This is a genomic window from Tahibacter aquaticus, assembly GCF_004363655.1.
Lineage (GTDB): Bacteria > Pseudomonadota > Gammaproteobacteria > Xanthomonadales > Rhodanobacteraceae > Tahibacter > Tahibacter aquaticus.
In genome coordinates this window covers 2,217-19,863 of record NZ_SNZH01000001.1, presented here as the reverse complement: position 1 = coordinate 19,863, position 17,647 = coordinate 2,217, and the positions used below count along the sequence as shown (strand labels likewise).

Annotated in this window: 8 protein-coding genes; 5 read left to right on the top strand and 3 right to left on the bottom strand. The window is 66.7% G+C overall.

The window, feature by feature from the left end:
- The first annotated feature begins 28 nt into the window (after window positions 1–28).
- From DFR29_RS00095 to DFR29_RS00085, 3 genes are read left to right on the top strand one after another with little or no spacing between them, the layout of a single operon-like run.
- A complete protein-coding gene (locus DFR29_RS00095) occupies window positions 29–778 on the top strand; it encodes a L,D-transpeptidase family protein (protein WP_133816520.1) in 750 nt (249 codons plus the stop codon).
- The gene (locus DFR29_RS00090; protein WP_133816519.1) at window positions 778–1,143 is read left to right on the top strand and encodes an MmcQ/YjbR family DNA-binding protein; all 366 of its coding nucleotides are present in this window, start codon (window positions 778–780) and stop codon (window positions 1,141–1,143) included. Before DFR29_RS00095 ends, DFR29_RS00090 begins: the two co-directional genes overlap by 1 nt.
- Before the next feature lie 9 nt (window positions 1,144–1,152).
- Window positions 1,153–1,761: a class I SAM-dependent DNA methyltransferase gene (locus DFR29_RS00085; protein ID WP_243745934.1), complete on the top strand. Its 609-nt coding sequence runs from the start codon at window positions 1,153–1,155 to the stop codon at window positions 1,759–1,761.
- A 16-nt stretch (window positions 1,762–1,777) separates the two neighbouring features.
- Here DFR29_RS00085 and DFR29_RS00080 read toward each other — a convergent pair whose 3' ends face one another.
- From DFR29_RS00080 to DFR29_RS28895, 3 genes are all read right to left on the bottom strand, one after another.
- Window positions 1,778–3,736: an LVIVD repeat-containing protein gene (locus DFR29_RS00080; RefSeq protein ID WP_166653776.1), complete on the bottom strand. Its 1,959-nt coding sequence runs from the start codon at window positions 3,734–3,736 to the stop codon at window positions 1,778–1,780.
- Between the two features lie 276 nt (window positions 3,737–4,012).
- On the bottom strand, window positions 4,013–5,926 hold the full coding sequence (locus DFR29_RS00075; RefSeq protein ID WP_166653775.1) for an LVIVD repeat-containing protein: 1,914 nt from the start codon (window positions 5,924–5,926) through the stop codon (window positions 4,013–4,015).
- 2 nt (window positions 5,927–5,928) lie between these two features.
- Complete coding sequence (locus DFR29_RS28895; protein ID WP_166653774.1) at window positions 5,929–6,156, bottom strand: hypothetical protein; 228 nt, start codon at window positions 6,154–6,156, stop codon at window positions 5,929–5,931.
- Window positions 6,157–7,000: 844 nt separating this feature from the next.
- Here DFR29_RS28895 and DFR29_RS00070 point away from each other — a divergent pair.
- Together DFR29_RS00070 and DFR29_RS28890 are read left to right on the top strand one after the other, a co-directional pair.
- Entirely contained in the window at window positions 7,001–7,279 is a 279-nt protein-coding gene (locus DFR29_RS00070) for a hypothetical protein (protein ID WP_133816516.1), read from the top strand.
- A 190-nt stretch (window positions 7,280–7,469) separates the two neighbouring features.
- Window positions 7,470–17,647 (top strand): DUF6923 family protein (locus DFR29_RS28890; protein WP_166653773.1); only part of this gene is annotated, 10,178 nt, incomplete at its 3' end.

The following is a 17,647-nucleotide window of genomic DNA, read 5'->3' as shown; positions in this document are numbered from 1 at the left end:
CGGCGTCATTCCGCCAGAACCCTTTGCCATGCTGCGCTGGATTGTTTTCATCGTCGCCGCCCTGGCCGCCGTCGCGGCGCCCTGGGCCTGGAGCAGCAAAGGCCACGTCGTCATGAGCGCAGCGGCAATCAGCAGCAATCGGGCGCAACAGGCCGCCGAGCGGGTAAAACCCGGCCTGCAGCGCGATCTCGCCGCGCAGGGTCTGCACTACGGCGCGCCGCTGTTCGTGCGCATCTTCAAGCGCGAGGCCGAACTGGAACTCTGGCTGCGGCACAGCGACGGCAAGTTCCGCCTGTTCCGCACCTATCCTGTCTGCCGCTACTCGGGCGAACTCGGCCCCAAGCGCCGCGAAGGCGACAACCAGGCACCGGAAGGCTTCTACCGGGTAGGCCTGGGCCAGCTCAATCCCGCCAGCAGCTATCACCTGAGTTTCAACCTGGGCTATCCGAATGCCTACGAGCGTGCCCAGGGCTATACGGGCAATTTCCTCATGGTGCATGGCAACTGCGTCTCCATCGGCTGCTATGCCATGGGCGATGCGGCGATAGAGCAGATCTATACCCTGGCCGAGGCGGCGCTGCGCGGTGGCCAGGCGGCGTTCGAGGTACATGCGTTTCCGTTCCGTCTCGACGAAGCGGCACTGGCCGCGCAAAAGGCGTCGCCCTGGTTCGGCTTCTGGTCCCAGCTTAAGCCCGGTTACGATGCGTTCGAGCGCACGCACCAGCCGCCGCGCATCGGCGTGCAGGACAAGCGCTACCGTATCGGCGAGGAAGGTTGATGAGCACGCTGCAGGCAGAACAACTCGATGCCATCTGCCTGCACTGGCCAGGCGTAACCACGGCGATGAAATGGGAAGTCGACCGGGTCTACAGCGTCGCCGGCAAGATGTTCGCGGTGTATTGCACGCTCGGCGTCGAACGTGGCCGCGTGTCCTGCAAGGTCGACGCCGACCGTTTTCTCGAACTGACCGAACAGCCCGGCTTCATGCCGGCGCCGTACATGGCCCGCGCGTTCTGGGTCACCCTGACCGATCCCGATCAGCTGGCCAGGGGAGCGCTGGAGGCTTTCCTGCGCCGTTCCTACGATCTCGTTGTGGAAAAGTTGCCCGCCAAGATGCAACGCACTCTTGCCGCGCCGGAGTAGACCTTGCCCGTGCCTGCCAAATCCAAGCTCTACGACCGTGCCTATTTCGACAAGTGGTACCGTGACGACAACCATCGCGTTATCTCCCGCGACGTGCTGTCGCGCAAGGTTGCCATGGCGGTGGCCATGGCCGAGCACTATCTGGGCCGGCCCATCCGCAACGTGCTCGACGTAGGCTGCGGCGAAGGCGCCTGGCATGCACCGCTGCACGCACTGCGTCCGGATGCGCACTACCTCGGTCTTGATGCCAGCGAATACGCCATTTCGCGCTGGGGACGCTCGCGCAACCTGCGCCTGGCCACATTTGGACAATTGGCCGAATTGCGCTTCGACCAGCGTTTCGACCTGATCGTCTGCGCCGACGTGATGCACTACCTGGGCCGCGGCGAACTGCTGCGCGGCCTGCCCGGCATCGTCGACCAGCTGGAAGGGCTGGCCTACATCGAGGTCTATACCAGCAAGGACAAGCTGATCGGCGACCTGGAAGGCTTCAAGCGCCGTTCGCCGCAGTGGTACCGGCAGGCGTTCGCCGAAGCGGCATTGCTGTCGGTCGGCTCCATGGGCTGGGTAGGCCCGCGCCAGGCGCCGTGGATTACCGCGATGGAAGCCGCTGGCTGACGAGGAAACGGCGGACTCATTCCAGGCCGTCGGCAAACAGCTGGTCGAGCTGGAAAACGGCAATGCCGTCGGCCAGACCGTACAGGCGTGCATCGCTGCCGATGCGCAGCCTGTCCGCGCCGGACTGTGCCAGTGTCCGCAGCGTGACGGGATTGAGCGGATCGGTCAGGTCTGCCTCCTGGATCGTGCTGCCGCTGCTGAAATAGATGCGGTTGCCGCGGCGCACCAGCGCCCGCGTATCGCCCCCTGTGGGGATGCGCTGCAGCAGTGCCGGGCTGGCCGGATTCTGCACGTCGACGAGTTCCACACCGTTGTCGCAGGCCAGCGCCGCCACGCGCGCGTGGCGATCCAGCGCCACGGTATGCGCACGACTGCAGCTTTCGTAGCTGCCGAGCAAGGCCGGCGCGGCGGGATTGGAAATGTCCACGATGCGAAGTCCTCCATTCCAGCTGGCACCGCCGCTGACCCCGGCGAACAGCAGATTGCCGTGCAGGACCAGGCTGGATGCGGTGGGGAGGGGCAGGCTGCTGCGCAATTGCGGGGCGGACGGATCGCTCATGTCGACGATATCCAGTGTGCCCTGTGTCGCGGGAAGGGTGCTGCGGCGACCGAGATAGACCACGTTGCCGCGCACGGCCAGGCTGTTTGCCGGCCCTGCGTGGAAGCCCAGCGCGACAGCCTGGGCAGGATCGGCAATATCCATCACCTTGACGCCGTCGTTCGCGCTCAGCAGATAGGCGCGGTTGCCTTCCGCTGCCATCGCATTGACGACGTAATAGCTGCTGCCGGCCGGCAGCGGCTGGAAGCCAAGGCGATCGAGCCTGCCCGTGCGCACGAGGCCCAGGCCGCCGGGTTCGCCCAGCAGAATGCGGTCGTCGCGCACGAGCAGATCCTGGGCCGAGGCAGCGGCCGGCAGCAGGGCCGTGCCGCTGATCTGCGGGGCGGCCGGTTGTGCCGGCTCCAGGCGCAGCAGGCGGTTGCTTTGGGTGGCAGCGACGATGTGCGGGCCGATGCGCTCGACCCTGCGCAGTTGGTACAGGTCCAGCGGCACGCTGCCGAGCAGGGAGGGTTGTGCCGGATTGGCCAGGTCCAGCACATCGATGCGGCTGTCGCCGACGTTCCAGGCATAACCGTCCAGCATCAGCGGGCGAGCGTCGAATGCCTGCGCCAGCTCGGTCTGTACCTGGATGCTGGCCGGGTTGCTCAGATCCAGCACGCGGAAAGGGTCGCCGAACACATAGCCGTAGCTGCCCTGCACGCGGGTACTACCGAAGCTGCAGCAGTCGAAATTCTTTCTGCCGAGCAGTTGCGGCGCCAGCGGTGCGCTGAGGTCGTAGATGCTCATCTGCGTATCGCCAAGATCGTTGTTGCCGACGGCGTAAAGCCGGCTGCCCTGTGCTTCCAGGGAATAGTCCGAGGCCGCGGCGCCGGGGCCCAGCACATTGACGAATTTCGGGTGGGCAGGATCCGCGAGCGGGCTTGCATAAACACCGTAGCGCGGATCGACCAGATAAAGATGATCGGCCGCCAGCAGCATCCGGGCGATGCGGCGCGAGGTTTCGGCGCTGAAATCGTCGTACTGCCCCAGCAATAGCGGCTGGGCGCGGTTGGCGATGGAATAGACGGCGACGCCGGCGCCATAGTCGGCATAGAGATAATCGCCGCGCCGTACCAGCGAACCGATACTGCCGGCTGCCGGCGCTGTTCTCGTGTCGCCGCCTGGCGTTATGGCCCCGGCCGTGTCGCTGTACCAGGCGGTGATCGTGCGTCCGGTCGGCACGTAGAAGTAGCTTTCCGCCGCCGCCGGCGTACCCACAGTGCCGCCTTGGAGGCTGTCGAACACCATTGGCCCTGGTGCTTCCGCGGCGGCGGCGGCGGCGAATGCGAGGCTCGACGCCAGCGCCAGATATTTCTGCCTTGGCCGGGTGCCGCAGCTGGTAATGCCGGATAAAAATCTACAAAAATATTTCTTCATTGCGAGTCTCAAGCAAAGCGCATCATTGCTGACGCCACTGCTGGCTGAGTGCATCGAAACAGATGCGACTTGCCTGAGACGGCCACGATCCGCGCATCCCCCAAACGGGCGATTGCGAGGTCTTGCGAGGATGGGTGCAGCCCCACACCGCGCCTGTGCAGCGCGGTGTGGGGTTGCGGGCGTGCCTTACCGGGGGGATGGGGAGGAACCGGCACGCCTGAACGCCGACGCCAACAGGCTGCAGAACGTCGCAGCCTGTGTGACAAATCGTTCCGTCTATTGCTGTGTATCGGCAAAAATGCGGTCGGGTTCAAATACGTAGACGCCGGCCAGTCCGGTCATCGCATAGACGCGGCCGTCGGCGGCGGCCTGGACGCGCATGGCCGGCGCAGCCAGGTTCCAGCGTTGCAGGCGTTGCGGCTGGGCCGGATTGGCCAGGTCGACTTCGTCCAGCGTGAAATCGCTGCCGATAAATGCCCGGTCGCCGCGCAGGGCCACGGTGCGGCCGCCGTCGGTGTAGATGCCCAGCAGCACGGGCTGGGCGCGGTTGCTCACATCCACCAGGTGGGCAAACTCGCCGCAGGCGATCAGGGCGCGGCGGCCGCTGGGGTCGACGGCCACGTCGCTGACCGAGTTGCAGCCGGTATAGCGCGAGGTTTCCACCGGCGCATCCGGATTGGAAATATCCACAAGAATAAGACTGCCCGGGCCGTCGACGGCTTCGTCGGCGATGAACACATGATTGCCGTGCAGGGCCAGGCGCAGGATCTTGCTGCTGGCCAGGCTGCCGCGGGGCTGCGGCTGGGCCGGATTGCTGACATCGACCACGACCAGCTCGCCGCCGTTGGTGGAGCGGCCGACATAGGCGAAGTTGCCGCGTGCGACGACCGCAGTGGCGAAACCGTAGGGCCAGAAGCCCAGTTCCTGCGGCTGGCGCGGGTTGGCGATATCGGCGATGACCAGGCCGCTGCCCCAGCTGGTGAGGTAGGCGCGATTGCCGTCCAGGGCCAACTGTTCGAAGGCGCGGCCCTGCAGCGAGGGCTCCAGGCTGGTTTCGTAGCGGCCCAGCGGAGCGAGGTCGCCGGCCTTTGCGATGTTCAGGCCATACGCATTGCCCAGTACCAGGGCGGTATCGCCACGCACGGACAGGTCGTAGGCCGCCGTGCCGGCGGGCAGCTGGCTTTCGCTGCGCTGAGTCGGTGTCGTCGGCAGGGTGGCGTCCAAGCGCACGAAACGGTCGGCGCGTGTCGCGAGCAAGGCATCCTCGCCGAGTACAGCGGTGGCATCGGTAGCGAAAGTACCAATGGTGAAATGGCCGGCTTGGGCCGGCTGGTCCGGATTGGCCACGTTCCACACGTCCAGTCCATCCAGCCCCACACCCCAGGCATGATCGCCCAGCAGCAGGCCTTCGTAGGCGACCGGTGTGTCGATGCGTCCGCGCGGCAGGATATTGGCCGGGTCGCCGATGTCGGTGATGTTCATTGCCAGGCCGAAGCCATACGCATACGGCGCACGTACCTTGAGGCGGAAATTGTCGTAGCCGTCCAGCGTGGTTGCGCCGAGCAGCTGCGGCGCCAGCGGCGTGGTCAGGTCGTAGATGTTCAGCGCGGTGCCGGACAGGAAGGTGCGTCCTACGGTGTAGAGGCGGTTGCCCTGGACAGTGGCGTGGTCGTAACTGCCCCAGTCGGTGCTCACGCGGCTGAACGCGGGAAGGGCGGGGCTGGCCAGCGGGCTGGCGAAAATGCCTTGCTCGCTGTCCAGCAGATACAGATAGCCGTTGGCGATGGCAATGCTCTCGGGCATGCGGATCGCCGCGTTGCTGTAGTTGTCGTACAGACCCAGCAATTGCGGATGGGCGCGGTCGGCGATGGAGTACACCGCCACGCCGGCCGCCTCGGCGGAATAGCCGCGATAGCTGGCATAGAGATAGTCGCCCTGGCGTACCAGACCCGTCAGCCAGCCGTCGGCCGGCGTGCTGCGCGTGTCGCCGACCAGCTGGACTGCGCCATCGCTCAGGCGATTCCAGGCCGTCAGCGTGGAGCCGGTCGGCAGATAGACATAGTTCTCGGCGCTGACCGGGTCGCCCAGGTTGCCGCCGCGGGAGGCGATGAACGAGGTCGGGGCCGGCGGCGCAGCCGCGGCGGTACAGGCGAGGGCAGACAACAACAGAGCGGAATGCGGCGCTTTCATGACTACTCCGGACGGTGATCGAACCCGTCCAGTGTGGTCAGGCCGCCGCTCCGGCCGCATTCGTCGGTCATGCGTTTGCCATGCGTCGCGCATTGTTTCGACACATTCCATCGGTTTGGCGATGTTTTTTGCACAACAATCGGATCGGACGACGGTGTTCCCGGTGAGGCCGCGCTAGCGGCAGCGGTGGCAGAACTTGCCATGGCGCCGATGCCATTGCGCTTGCCCATGAGGCGGTTGAAAGCGGCCCGCCCCACCGCCGCGGCGGGTGCGCGCCTGCGTGGGTTCCTGCCGCAGTCAGCTGGTGGCGTCAGGGCCAATCGATGCGGAGGGCGAGGCAACCGGGCAGCGCAGCGCCCGGCCGACTGCAGCGCACGGGGCTGGCGCTGGATCGGGTTGGCCTGCACGAATGTGGGAGAGGCGCACGGGTCGCGCCTGGTCCGGGCGCGAAGCAAGTGGCGGGCGAACGCGCAGGGTCCAGTGGTTTGCTGCGAATCATCCGGATGACCTGAGGCGCGGATCACGTCCGCCTGGCCGCCGGAGGCGCGCGTCGCGGTTGCCGGTCGGATGCTGTGCCGGTCCGACGACCGAGCAGGCGCTGCCCGTCGAGTTCCTGTCCCGCCCTGGGCAAGGCGGACAGATTTGCCGCACCAGCAGGCGGCAGCGCAAAACGCAGGCCAGGGTCTGGGCGTTCACGCACACGCCGCTGCGAGCCTTCCTGCCAGGGCGGACTACCGGAAACGTTTCCCTGCACGACACAGGCGTCGTCGCATGCGATTGGCCAAGTCGCCGTCTGTCAGTCTCTTTTGGCAATACATCCCTATGTGCATTCGTTGGCAGAGTTGCGACCGCTGCAACGACCGCGCCGCAGCGAAATAAAACATACGCATGCGAATTGAAATTTCGATTCAGTACGCAAGCGAATTTAGAATTTCGACTGCTACTCTGCGTGCCTGAGGTGCTGCGTCTTTTCGCCGATATAGGCGTGCCAGAGATACGTGACAGGATGTAAATACTGGTACGCCCTGGGGGATATTCCGTATCTCAGAAACGAGATCCCAGCCTAGAATTAGAGTGACGAATGCCGAAAATATCCGTTCTTATGGCGGGTTTTCCCTACGCCAGGAGCCTGTGTTCGGCTTGTCAATGGTTTTTCAGAATTGGCAAACTCGGAAAAATAATGAAGTTTTGCCGTGGTCAATTCTATTGATGGCGTTTCGGTGCGGGTCGCGAGATCGGGAAAGGGCGCGTAAGCAATTTATCCGTGCCTGGGAATTTGAATTTTCAGGTCATGGTGCGCGAGGGTGTGCCGCTTTTTGGCGCGAAGCCCTGCCGGGCGCAGCGGTGGCGTGACTGAATTTGGTCCGTACGCGGCGCAAAGCCGCCGTGCTGATGCATTCGGAACGCGGGAAGTTTCTGCAACTTATCGAGGGTGACAATGGCTATCCGGACCGTAAGCGAACGCGTGGCGTTGCCAACCAGGGTGCATAGGTGCGTCGCCTGGCGTTGGGTAAGTGCAGCGCTGTTGGTCTTGGCATCCGCCTTGTCCATTCCTGCCGCACAGGCACAGATCCAGCGCAACTTCCTCGACGCGAGCTTCGAGATCCCTAACGCCGGACCGACATCGGTCTGTGCAGCAATTATCGGTTCGGACGCGTTCCCTGGCTGGAACACGTCGCATCCACCCGCCTCGGCCACGATGTCGGCGTTTTACTGCCCACCCGGTATCACCGCTGCGACACCGGGCGTGAATTCGGGCGGTCTAATGGAACTGTGGACCAATGCTCCCAACGGTGTCCCGGCATTGGGAGGCACGCAGCTGGCCGAACTGAACGCGTATGTGCCTTCGCGTCTTTCGCAGAGCCTTTGCCTGCTCAATGGCGAGACCGCTTCCTTCACATTGGGGCATCGCGGACGTGAGAACCCTACCATTCCGGATATCGCTGAGTTCAATATCGACTCGGCGGCCAACAGCGTGCTGCGCGCCAGCACCACCAGCACCGCGGTCGGCGGCGTCGTTCAGTGCGGCAACACCACGATGGCAGCGACCAACGGGCCGATCGTCGGCGCTAACGACGGCTCAGTACTTACACCTACCTGCAGTTCGAGCGTCGGCCCCAGCGGCTGGCGGCGCTATACCGGCACCTTTGTCTGGAACGGCACCAGCGGTACGCACAACTTCGGCTTCGAAAGCATCAGTGCGGCCAGCGGTCCTGCATCGGGCAACTTGTTCGACGAGGTCAATGTCACTCTGCCGCCGGTCATCGAGTTCGCCGCGGCCAGCTATTCCAGCCGCGAAGGCCAGCCCATAACGCAGCCGCAGCTGATCGTTGTCGGCAACGTCCCCACGGGCGGCATCCCGGTAACCGTGGCAGTCTTAGGCGGTACGGCTACCGCAACGGCGGACTTCACCACGACGACGTTCACAATTCCGGCCGGCACTTACGATACGCCGACGACCATTTCAATGACGGGCCTGATCAGCGTCGTCGACGACAGCGTGATCGAGAACAACGAGACAGTGCAACTGCAGATTCAGCCTGCGCCGGGCTATCTCATCAACTCGACCAGCGTATGCGATGCCGGGGGAACGCCGGATACCACATTTACTATTCTGGACAACGACGTCGACGTCCTCACGACGAAGACGGTATCGAACGCCAATCCGGCTCCCGGCGGCACGACGACATTCACCGTCACCTACCAGAACAACACGGCGCGGCCGACGGTGGGTGCCAACCTGACCATCCACGACGTGAACGCCACGCTGGCCGATGCCTTGCCGGCCGGGTTTACCGCGTTCAACTGGACCTGTGCCGCAGGCGGTACGCCAGCGCCGATCTGTCCTGCCGCGAGCGGAACCGGCGCCATCGCCGTTCCCACTGTGACCCTGTTTGCCGGTAACGGCGCTGCGGGCGGCACATTGACCTACACCATCACCGGCACCGTGGCGCCAGCGCGGTGCGCAGCCACGACCAATACGTCGACCATCGCCGTCGTGGCGAGTCAGGTTGCCGAGGGCACAGCCGCGCAGGCCGGCTTCACTACGCCGGTTCCAGGCGGCACGGCCAACAACAGCGCCAGTGTCGCGGTCGATCCAGGTTGCCTGACGCTGAGCAAGACAACGCTCGGCGGCGTCGGTGGTCCGTTCACCTTCACCCTGGCCAATACGGCGCAGACCACGGGCACAGCAACGACGACGGTCGCCGGCACGCCCGTGCAGGTCGACGGCAACGCAGCCGCGGGCGTGCAGCCCTATGGCGTTTCCGCTGCAGGCTCGGCGATTACGATCAACGAAGCGGCGTTGCCGGCGGGCTATGGGCTAGCGACAGCCAGTTGCAGCGACGGTACCGGCACGGTCGGAAGCCGCAGCGGGACGACCTATACAATCCCTGCCGCTAGCGTAACGGGCGGCACCGACTTCACCTGCAGTTTCACCAATTCCCGTCCGTCAATCCGCCTGTCCAAGCTACTGTCGGCTGGTGGCCGCATAGCGCCGGCCGACCAGTTCACGCTGACGATCGCGGGCCCGAGCAACGGCACGGCTACTACGCAGACCACAACGACGACGGGTACCGGCAACACGGTCGGCGCGGGTACTGCGAGTTTCCTCGCTGCAGACAGCGGCGCGACCTATACCTTGTCCGAAGCCATGGCTGCCGGCAGCGCCAATACGCTCGGCGCCTATACCGGCACCATCAACTGCACCAATGCCAATGCGGGTTCGACCACGGTATTACCGGCGGCCGGCAGCACTTACAACCCGGCCAGCCCGATCACGGTGGTGCCGACGGGCGCTGACGACATCACGTGCACCATCACCAATGCGATAAGCACGCTGCCGACTTTTGCTGCGCCGGGCGTCTGCACGGATACGCCTTACCTGTCGCAGTTTTCCGGCGGTCCGCCGACCACGCTTTTCGAGGTTGGCACGACCACCAACCCGTTTACCTACAACCCATTGGGTACGGCGGTAGGGGCGCTTTACAACGCCATCGGCTACCGCGCGGCGGATGGCTACATCTACGCAGTGGAGTCTTCGGCGCCGGGCGGCTTGGTGCGCGTCGGCAGCAATGGACAGGTCCAGAACCTGGGCGTCATCGCGGGGTTGCCTGCTTCCGGCGTCAACTCGGGCGATGTCGGCTCCGACGGTTTCTTCTACGTCAAGCCGGGTAATGCGACCAGTGTCATCTACCGGATCAATGTCACCGCACTGACCGCAACGGCGATCAACCTGCATCTGGCCGCCACGCCGGCTACGCCATTCGGCTTCGCGGTAAGCGATATCTCCTGGACCAACGGGCTTCTCTACGGCCATGGCACAACGACTAGCAGTCCTACGGCCCAGTTCGGCCAGCTCTATGCCATCAATCCGGCCAACGGCGACGTCACGCTGATAGGAACACCGCACCCGGTGCCCGGTAGCACAGCGGGCTTCGGTGCGATGATCGGTGCAACCAACGGCGTGTTCGGTGTTATCAATGACGCGCCCGGCGGCTTCTACCAGTTCAATACGACCACCGGCATACCGACGCTGCTTTCCGCAGCCCCCCCGAGCAGCGGCAACGACGGGGCAAAGTGCGTTTCTTCCAATCTGGTCCTTGGTGCCGACCTGGCCGTAACGAAAACCAACAATCAGACGGTATACACACCGGGACAAGTGGTCTCCTACACCATCGTCGTCAGTAACAACGGTCCGTTCGGTGCCCAGGGCGCTGTCGTCAACGATCCGCTGCCGGCCGGCGTTGCGGCGGGATCGGTGAGCTGGACCTGCGGCAGTCCGACCAACGGCGGCCAGTGCGGCGCGGCGAGCGGTGCGGCTGTCGGCGGAAACGCGATCAATAACCAGCTGGTCGACCTTCCTGTCGGTGCCAGCGTCGCCTACACCCTGCAACTGACAATTCCCGCGGGCCAGGTAGGCAACTTCGCCAATACCGTTACGGTAACGGCGCCGATCACCGTGAGCGACCCGACGCCGGCCAACAATTCGGCGACCGATACGGACCTGCCGCAACCGCAGCTGGCCCTGGCGAAGACCTGGTCGAACGCTGTGCTGACCGATACGGCGTCGTTGACGGCAACCGGCGGCACCGGCAGCCCGACCCTGGCCTCTGTCGTCAATGCAACGAATGAAACCGACACCGGCACTTCGGTACGCATGCAGGTCGGCAACGTCGTGACGCTGAATGAAACGCTCGGTGCCGGCAATTCCGGCCTGTACGACGCCAGTAGCTGGAGCTGCACCGGCGGTACGCTGAGTGGCAACCAGCTGACACTCGGAGCCGGCACTGCAGGCACCAGCATCGTCTGCACGATTACCAATACGCGTCGCCAGGTAAACCTGACCGTCACCAAGACGGCAACCCCCACGGGCAGCTACCTGCCGGGGCAGCCGCTGAACTACAGCATCGTGGTGACGAACAACGGCCCGGGTGCGGCGAGCAGCATCGCGGTGAGCGACACGGTGCCGGCGAGCGTGACGGTGGCGAGCTGGGCGTGCACGGCCAGCGGCGGCACGGCCGATTGCGACACGGTGGCGGCGGGCACGGGTGCGGCCGGTACGACCAACGCGATCAGTCTGCCGAACGTGCGCCTGGGCGTGGGCGAGAGCCTGACGATTGCGGTGACCGGCGCGGCGCAGCTGGGCGCGACCGGTGCGATCGTGAACACGGCGACGGCGACCCCGCCGGCGGGTGCGACCTGCACGACACCGCCGTGTGGCGTGTCGAGCACGACGACCAACACCAACGGCGGCACGCCGCAGCTGACCCTGACCAAGAGCGCCAGCCCGGCGTCGTTCGCCGTCGGCCAGGCCGCGACGTATACCTTGCAGGTCGGCAATACCGGCACGACCAGCACGGCCGGCGCGATCACGATCAGCGATCCGCTGCCGTTGGGCATCACGACCACGGCGCTGCCCTCGGGCACAGGCTGGGACTGCTCGGCGAGCACGTCGACGACGGTGAGCTGCACGACGGCGCAGGTACTGCTGCCGGGTTCCAATGCGCCGCCGATCACGGTGCCGGTGACGATCGGTATAGGCACGGCCACGCCGGCGGTGAACACGGCGACGACCAGCGGCGGCGGCGACGCCAGCTGCCCGGTGGCGGCGCACTGCCAGAGCACGACGACGACGGCGATCAACGCGCCGCGCCTGGACGTGAGCAAGGTGCTGCAGGGCAACTTCGTGGTCGGCGTGCCGAGCAACTACCTGATCACGGTGACCAACACCGGCCAGGCCGATACCCTGGCCGGCACGATCACCGACACGATTCCCGCGGGCCTGACCCTGGGCACGCTGCCAGCGGGCTGCACGGCCGTGGGCCAGAACCTGACCTGCACTATCCCGGCGGGGATTTCCGCCGGCACGGGCATCAGCTTCACGATTCCGGTCACGCCCCAGGCCAGCACCAGCGGTCAGAGCCTGAGCAACAGCGCGACGGCGCACGACGGCGGCGATCCGAGCTGTCCGGCGGCGGCGCACTGCACGGGCACGACGACGAACACGGTCGACGCCCCGCAGCTGCAACTGGTCAAGACGGCGTCGCCGACGACCTTCGTAGTCGGCGTGCCGGCGACGTATACGCTGCAGGTGACCAATATCGGCACGGCCGCCACGACGGCGGCGACGACGGTCAGCGACCCGATACCGGGCGGCCTGACCCTCGGCACGCTGCCGGCGGGCTGCAGTGCCGTGGGCCAGGTGGTGACCTGCACGATCGCGGCGGGCCTGGCGACGGGCACGCCGGTGAGCTTTGTCATTCCGGTGACGGCGACGCCGGCCCTGAACGGCCTGTCGGTGACGAACAACGCCACGGCGACGGGCGGCGGCGATCCGAGCTGTCCGACCGGCGGCAGCAGCCTGCCGGCGAACTGCACGGGTACGACGACGACAGCGATCAATGCGCCGCAGCTGACGATCGTCAAGAGCGCGAGCGCAGCGAACTTCGTGGTCGGCGTACCGGCCAGCTATACGCTGCAGGTGACCAATACCGGCACCGCGGCGACCACGGCAACGGCGACGGTCAGCGACACGATTCCGGCGGACCTGATCATCGGCACGCTGCCGGCGGGCTGCAGCGCGGCAGGCCAGGTGGTGACCTGCACGATTGCGACGGGCTTTGCCACCGGCACGCCGGTGAGCTTCGTGATTGCGGTGACGCCGACGGGTGCGGCCAGCGGCCAGACGCTGACGAATACGGCGACGGTCTCCGGCGGTGGCGATCCGACCTGCCCGGGCGGCGCGCCGTGCAGCAGCACCACGAACACGCCGGTGAATGCGCCGCAGCTGACGATCCAGAAGACGGCGAGCGGCAGCAACTTCGTGGTTGGCGTACCGGCCAGCTATACGCTGCAGGTGACCAACACCGGCACGGCGGCGACCACGGTGGCCGCGACGGTCAGCGACACGATTCCCGGCACGCTGACGATCGGCACGCCCTTGCCGGCCGACTGCAGCGCGGCGGGCCAGGTGGTGACCTGCACGATCGCGGCGGGCTTTGCCACCGGCACGCCGGTGAGCTTCGTGATACCGGTGACGCCGACCGCGGCGGCCAGCGGCACGACGGTGAGCAACACGGCCACCGTCTCCGGCGGCGGCGATCCGGCCTGCCCGGCGGCGTCGCACTGCACCAGTACGACGACGACACCGGTGAACGCGCCGCAATTGACGATCGTCAAGAGCGCCAGTGGCGCGAACTTCGTGGTCGGCGTGCCGGCCAGCTATACGCTGCAGGTGACCAATACCGGCAGTGCAGCCACCACCGCCCCGGCGACGGTCGGCGACGCAATACCGGGCACACTGACGATAGGCAGCTTGCCCGCGGGCTGCACGGCGACGGGCCAGAACGTCAGCTGCACGATTCCCGCCGGCCTGGCGGTGGGCACACCGGTGAGCTTCGTGATACCGGTGACGCCGACCGCGGCGGCCAGCGGCACGACGGTGAGCAATACGGCCACCGTCTCCGGTGGCGGCGATCCGACCTGCCCGGGCGGCACGAACTGCACCAGCACGACCAACACCCCGGTCGATGCGCCGCAACTGAGCGTGAGCAAGAGCGCGAGCGGCAGCAACTTCGTGGTCGGCGTACCGGCCAGCTATACGCTGCAGGTGAGCAACACCGGCACGGCGGCGACAACGGCGGTGGCGACGGTCAGCGACACGGTTCCGGCCGGCCTGACCCTGGGCACCTTGCCCGCCGGCTGTACAGCCAGCGGCCAGACGGTGAGCTGCAGCGTGGCGGCCGGGCTGGGCGTGGGTGCGAGCACCAGCTTCATCATCCCGGTCACGCCGAGCGCGGCCACCAGCGGCACGACGGTCAGCAACACGGCGACGGTATCGGGCGGCGGCGATCCGACCTGTCCGGCCGATACGACGCATTGCTCCAGCACGGTCGACGTGCCGGTCAATGCACCACGGCTGACGATGACCAAGACCGCGAGCGCAGCGAGCTTCGTGGTCGGCATACCGGCCAGCTATACGCTGCAGGTAACCAATACCGGTTCGGCAGCCACGACGGCAGCCGCCACCATCAGCGACACGATCCCGGCCAGCCTGACCCCCGGCGCGGCACCGGCGGGCTGCACGATCACGGGCCAGAACGTCAGCTGCACGATCGCAGCGGGTCTGGCGGTCAGTGCCAGCACGAGCTTCACGATTCCGGTCACGCCAACCGCTTCGGCCAGCGGCACGACGGTCAGCAACACGGCGACCGTATCGGGCGGCGGCGATCCGACCTGTCCGGCCGATACGACGCATTGCTCCAGCACGGTCGACGTGCCGGTCAATGCACCACGGCTGACGATGACCAAGACCGCGAGCGCGGCGAGCTTCGTGGTCGGCGTACCGGCCAGCTATACGCTGCAGGTGACCAATACCGGTTCGGCAGCCACGACGGCAGCCGCCACCATCAGCGACACGATCCCGGCCAGCCTCGCGCCCGGCGCGGCACCGGCGGGCTGCACGATCACGGGCCAGAACGTCAGCTGCACGATCGCAGCGGGTCTGGCGGTCGGTGCCAGCGCGAGCTTCGTCATCCCGGTCACGCCGACGGCCGCGGCCAGCGGCACGACGGTCAGCAACACGGCCACCGTCTCCGGCGGCGGCGACCCGACCTGTCCGGCCGATACGACGCATTGCTCCAGCACGGTCGACGTGCCGGTGGACCAGATCGTCAACCTGACGATCGCCAAGACGGCCACGCCGTCGGGCACGTATGTCCCGGGCCAGGCGCTGAACTACAGCATCGTGGTGACCAATACCGGAAGCAGCCCGGCCAGCGGCATCAGCGTCAGCGACACCGTGCCGGCCAGCGTCCTGGTCGCCAGCTGGACCTGTACGGCCAGCGGCACCACGGCCGATTGCGATACAGCGGCGGCCGGCACGGGGGCCAGCGGCACGACCAATGCGATCGGCCTGACGGCAGTGTCCCTGGGCGTGGGCGAGAGCCTGACGATTGCGGTGACCGGCACGGCGCAACTGAGTGCGACCGGCGCCATCGTCAACACGGCCACGGCGAGCCCACCGGCGGGTGCGATCTGCACCACGCCGCCCTGCAGCGTGACGGACACGACGACCAATACCGACGGTGGCGCGCCGCAGCTGACCCTGACCAAGACGGCCACGCCCGGCGCCTTCGCCGTCGGCCAGCCGGCGACCTACTCGCTGCAGGTCGGCAATACCGGCACGTCGAGCACGGTGGGTACGATCACGATCAGCGATCCACTGCCGGCCGGTATCACGACCACGGCCACGCCCTCGGGCACGGGCTGGGATTGCTCGGCCAGCACGACGACGCAAGTGAACTGCACAACGAGCACCGTCTTGCTGCCTGGTTCCAACGCCCCGGTGATCAGCGTGCCGGTCACGATCGGCGTCGGCACGGCCTCGCCGGCGGTGAACACGGCAACGGCCAGCGGTGGCGGCGATGCCAGCTGCCCGGCCGACACCACGCACTGCACCAGCACGACGACGACGCCGGTCAATGCACCGCGCCTGGACGTGACCAAGGTGCTGCAGGGCAACTTCGTGGTCGGCGTGCAGAGCAGCTACCTGATCACGGTGACCAATAACGGCCAGGCCGATACCCTGGCCGGCACGATCACCGACACAATCCCGACCGGCCTGACCCTCGGCATCCTGCCGGCGGGCTGCACGGTGGCGGGCCAGCTGGTGACCTGCAACATCCCGGCGGGTCTCTCCACCGGCACCAGCCTGAGCTTCGCGATTCCGGTCACGCCGACACCGGCCCTGATCGGGCAGAGCGTGACGAATACGGCGACGGCACACGACGGTGGCGATCCGACCTGTCCGGCGGAACTGCACTGCACCGGCACGACGACGGACACGGTGCAGGCCCCGCAATTGCAGATCGTGAAGTCGGCCACTCCGGCGACCTTCGTGGTCGGCGTGGCAGCCAGCTATACGCTGACCGTGACCAATACCGGGACGGCAGCAACGACGGCGATCGCCACGGTCAGCGACACGCTGCCGGCCGGCCTGAGCATCGGCGCCGTCCCGGCGGGCTGCACGGTGACGGGCCAGGTCGTGAGCTGCACGATCGCGGCCGGCCTGGCCACGGGCACGCCGGTCAGCTTCACCATCCCGGTCACGCCGACGGCGGCCCTCAGCGGCCTGTCGGTGACCAACAACGCCAGCGTCCGCGACGGTGGCGACCCGAGCTGCGCCACGGGTGCACCCACCCCGCCGGCCCGCTGCACCAGCAGCGTGACGGTGCCGGTCGATGCCCCGCAGCTGACGATCGTGAAGACCGCGAGTGCGGCCAACTTCGTCGTCGGCGTACCGGCCAGCTATACGCTGACGGTGACCAACACGGGGTCGGCTGCAACGACGGCGGCTGCTACGGTCAGCGACACCATCCCGGCCAGCCTGACCCTGGGCACCGCACCGGCCGGCTGCACGCTGACCGGTCAAAGCCTGAGCTGCAGCATCCCGGCCGGCCTGGCTGTCGGTGCCAGCGCCAGCTTCATCCTTCCGGTCACCGCGACGGCGGCGGCCAGCGGCACGACGGTGGTGAACACGGCCACGGTCAGCGGTGGTGGCGATCCGACCTGTCCGGGCGGCACGAACTGCTCCAGCACGGTCAACGTACCGGTCGATGCGCCGCAGCTGACGATCGTGAAGACCGCGAGTGCGGCCAACTTCGTGGTCGGCGTGCCGGCCAGCTATACGCTGACGGTGACCAACACGGGCAGCGCGGCGACCACGGCCGTAGCGAGCGTTAGCGACACCATCCCGGCCAGCCTGACCCCGGGCACCGCACCGGCCGGCTGCACGCTGACCGGTCAAAGCCTGAGCTGCAGCATCCCGGCCGGCCTGGCTGTCGGTGCCAGCGCCAGCTTCATCCTTCCGGTCACCGCGACGGCGGCGGCCAGCGGCACGACGGTGGTGAACACCGCAACGGTCAGCGGTGGCGGCGATCCGACCTGTCCGGGCGGCACCAACTGCTCCAGCACGGTCAACGTACCGGTCGATGCGCCGCAGCTGACGATCGTGAAGACCGCGAGTGCGGCCAACTTCGTGGTCGGCGTGCCGGCCAGCTATACGCTGACGGTGACCAACACGGGCAGCGCGGCGACCACGGCCGTAGCGAGCGTTAGCGACACCATCCCGGCCAGCCTGACCCCGGGCACCGCACCGGCCGGCTGCACGCTGACCGGTCAAAGCCTGAGCTGCAGCATCCCGGCCGGCCTGGCTGTCGG

Bases quoted from the DNA above. Each gene is read 5' to 3' on its own strand.
- DFR29_RS00095 (WP_133816520.1), top strand. From the start codon at position 29: ATGCTGCGCTGGATTGTTTTCATCGTCGCCGCCCTGGCCGCCGTCGCG.
- DFR29_RS00090 (WP_133816519.1), top strand. From the start codon at position 778: ATGAGCACGCTGCAGGCAGAACAACTCGATGCCATCTGCCTGCACTGG.
- DFR29_RS00080 (WP_166653776.1), bottom strand. From the start codon at position 3,736: ATGAAGAAATATTTTTGTAGATTTTTATCCGGCATTACCAGCTGCGGC.
- DFR29_RS00075 (WP_166653775.1), bottom strand. From the start codon at position 5,926: ATGAAAGCGCCGCATTCCGCTCTGTTGTTGTCTGCCCTCGCCTGTACC.
- DFR29_RS28895 (WP_166653774.1), bottom strand. From the start codon at position 6,156: ATGGGCAAGCGCAATGGCATCGGCGCCATGGCAAGTTCTGCCACCGCT.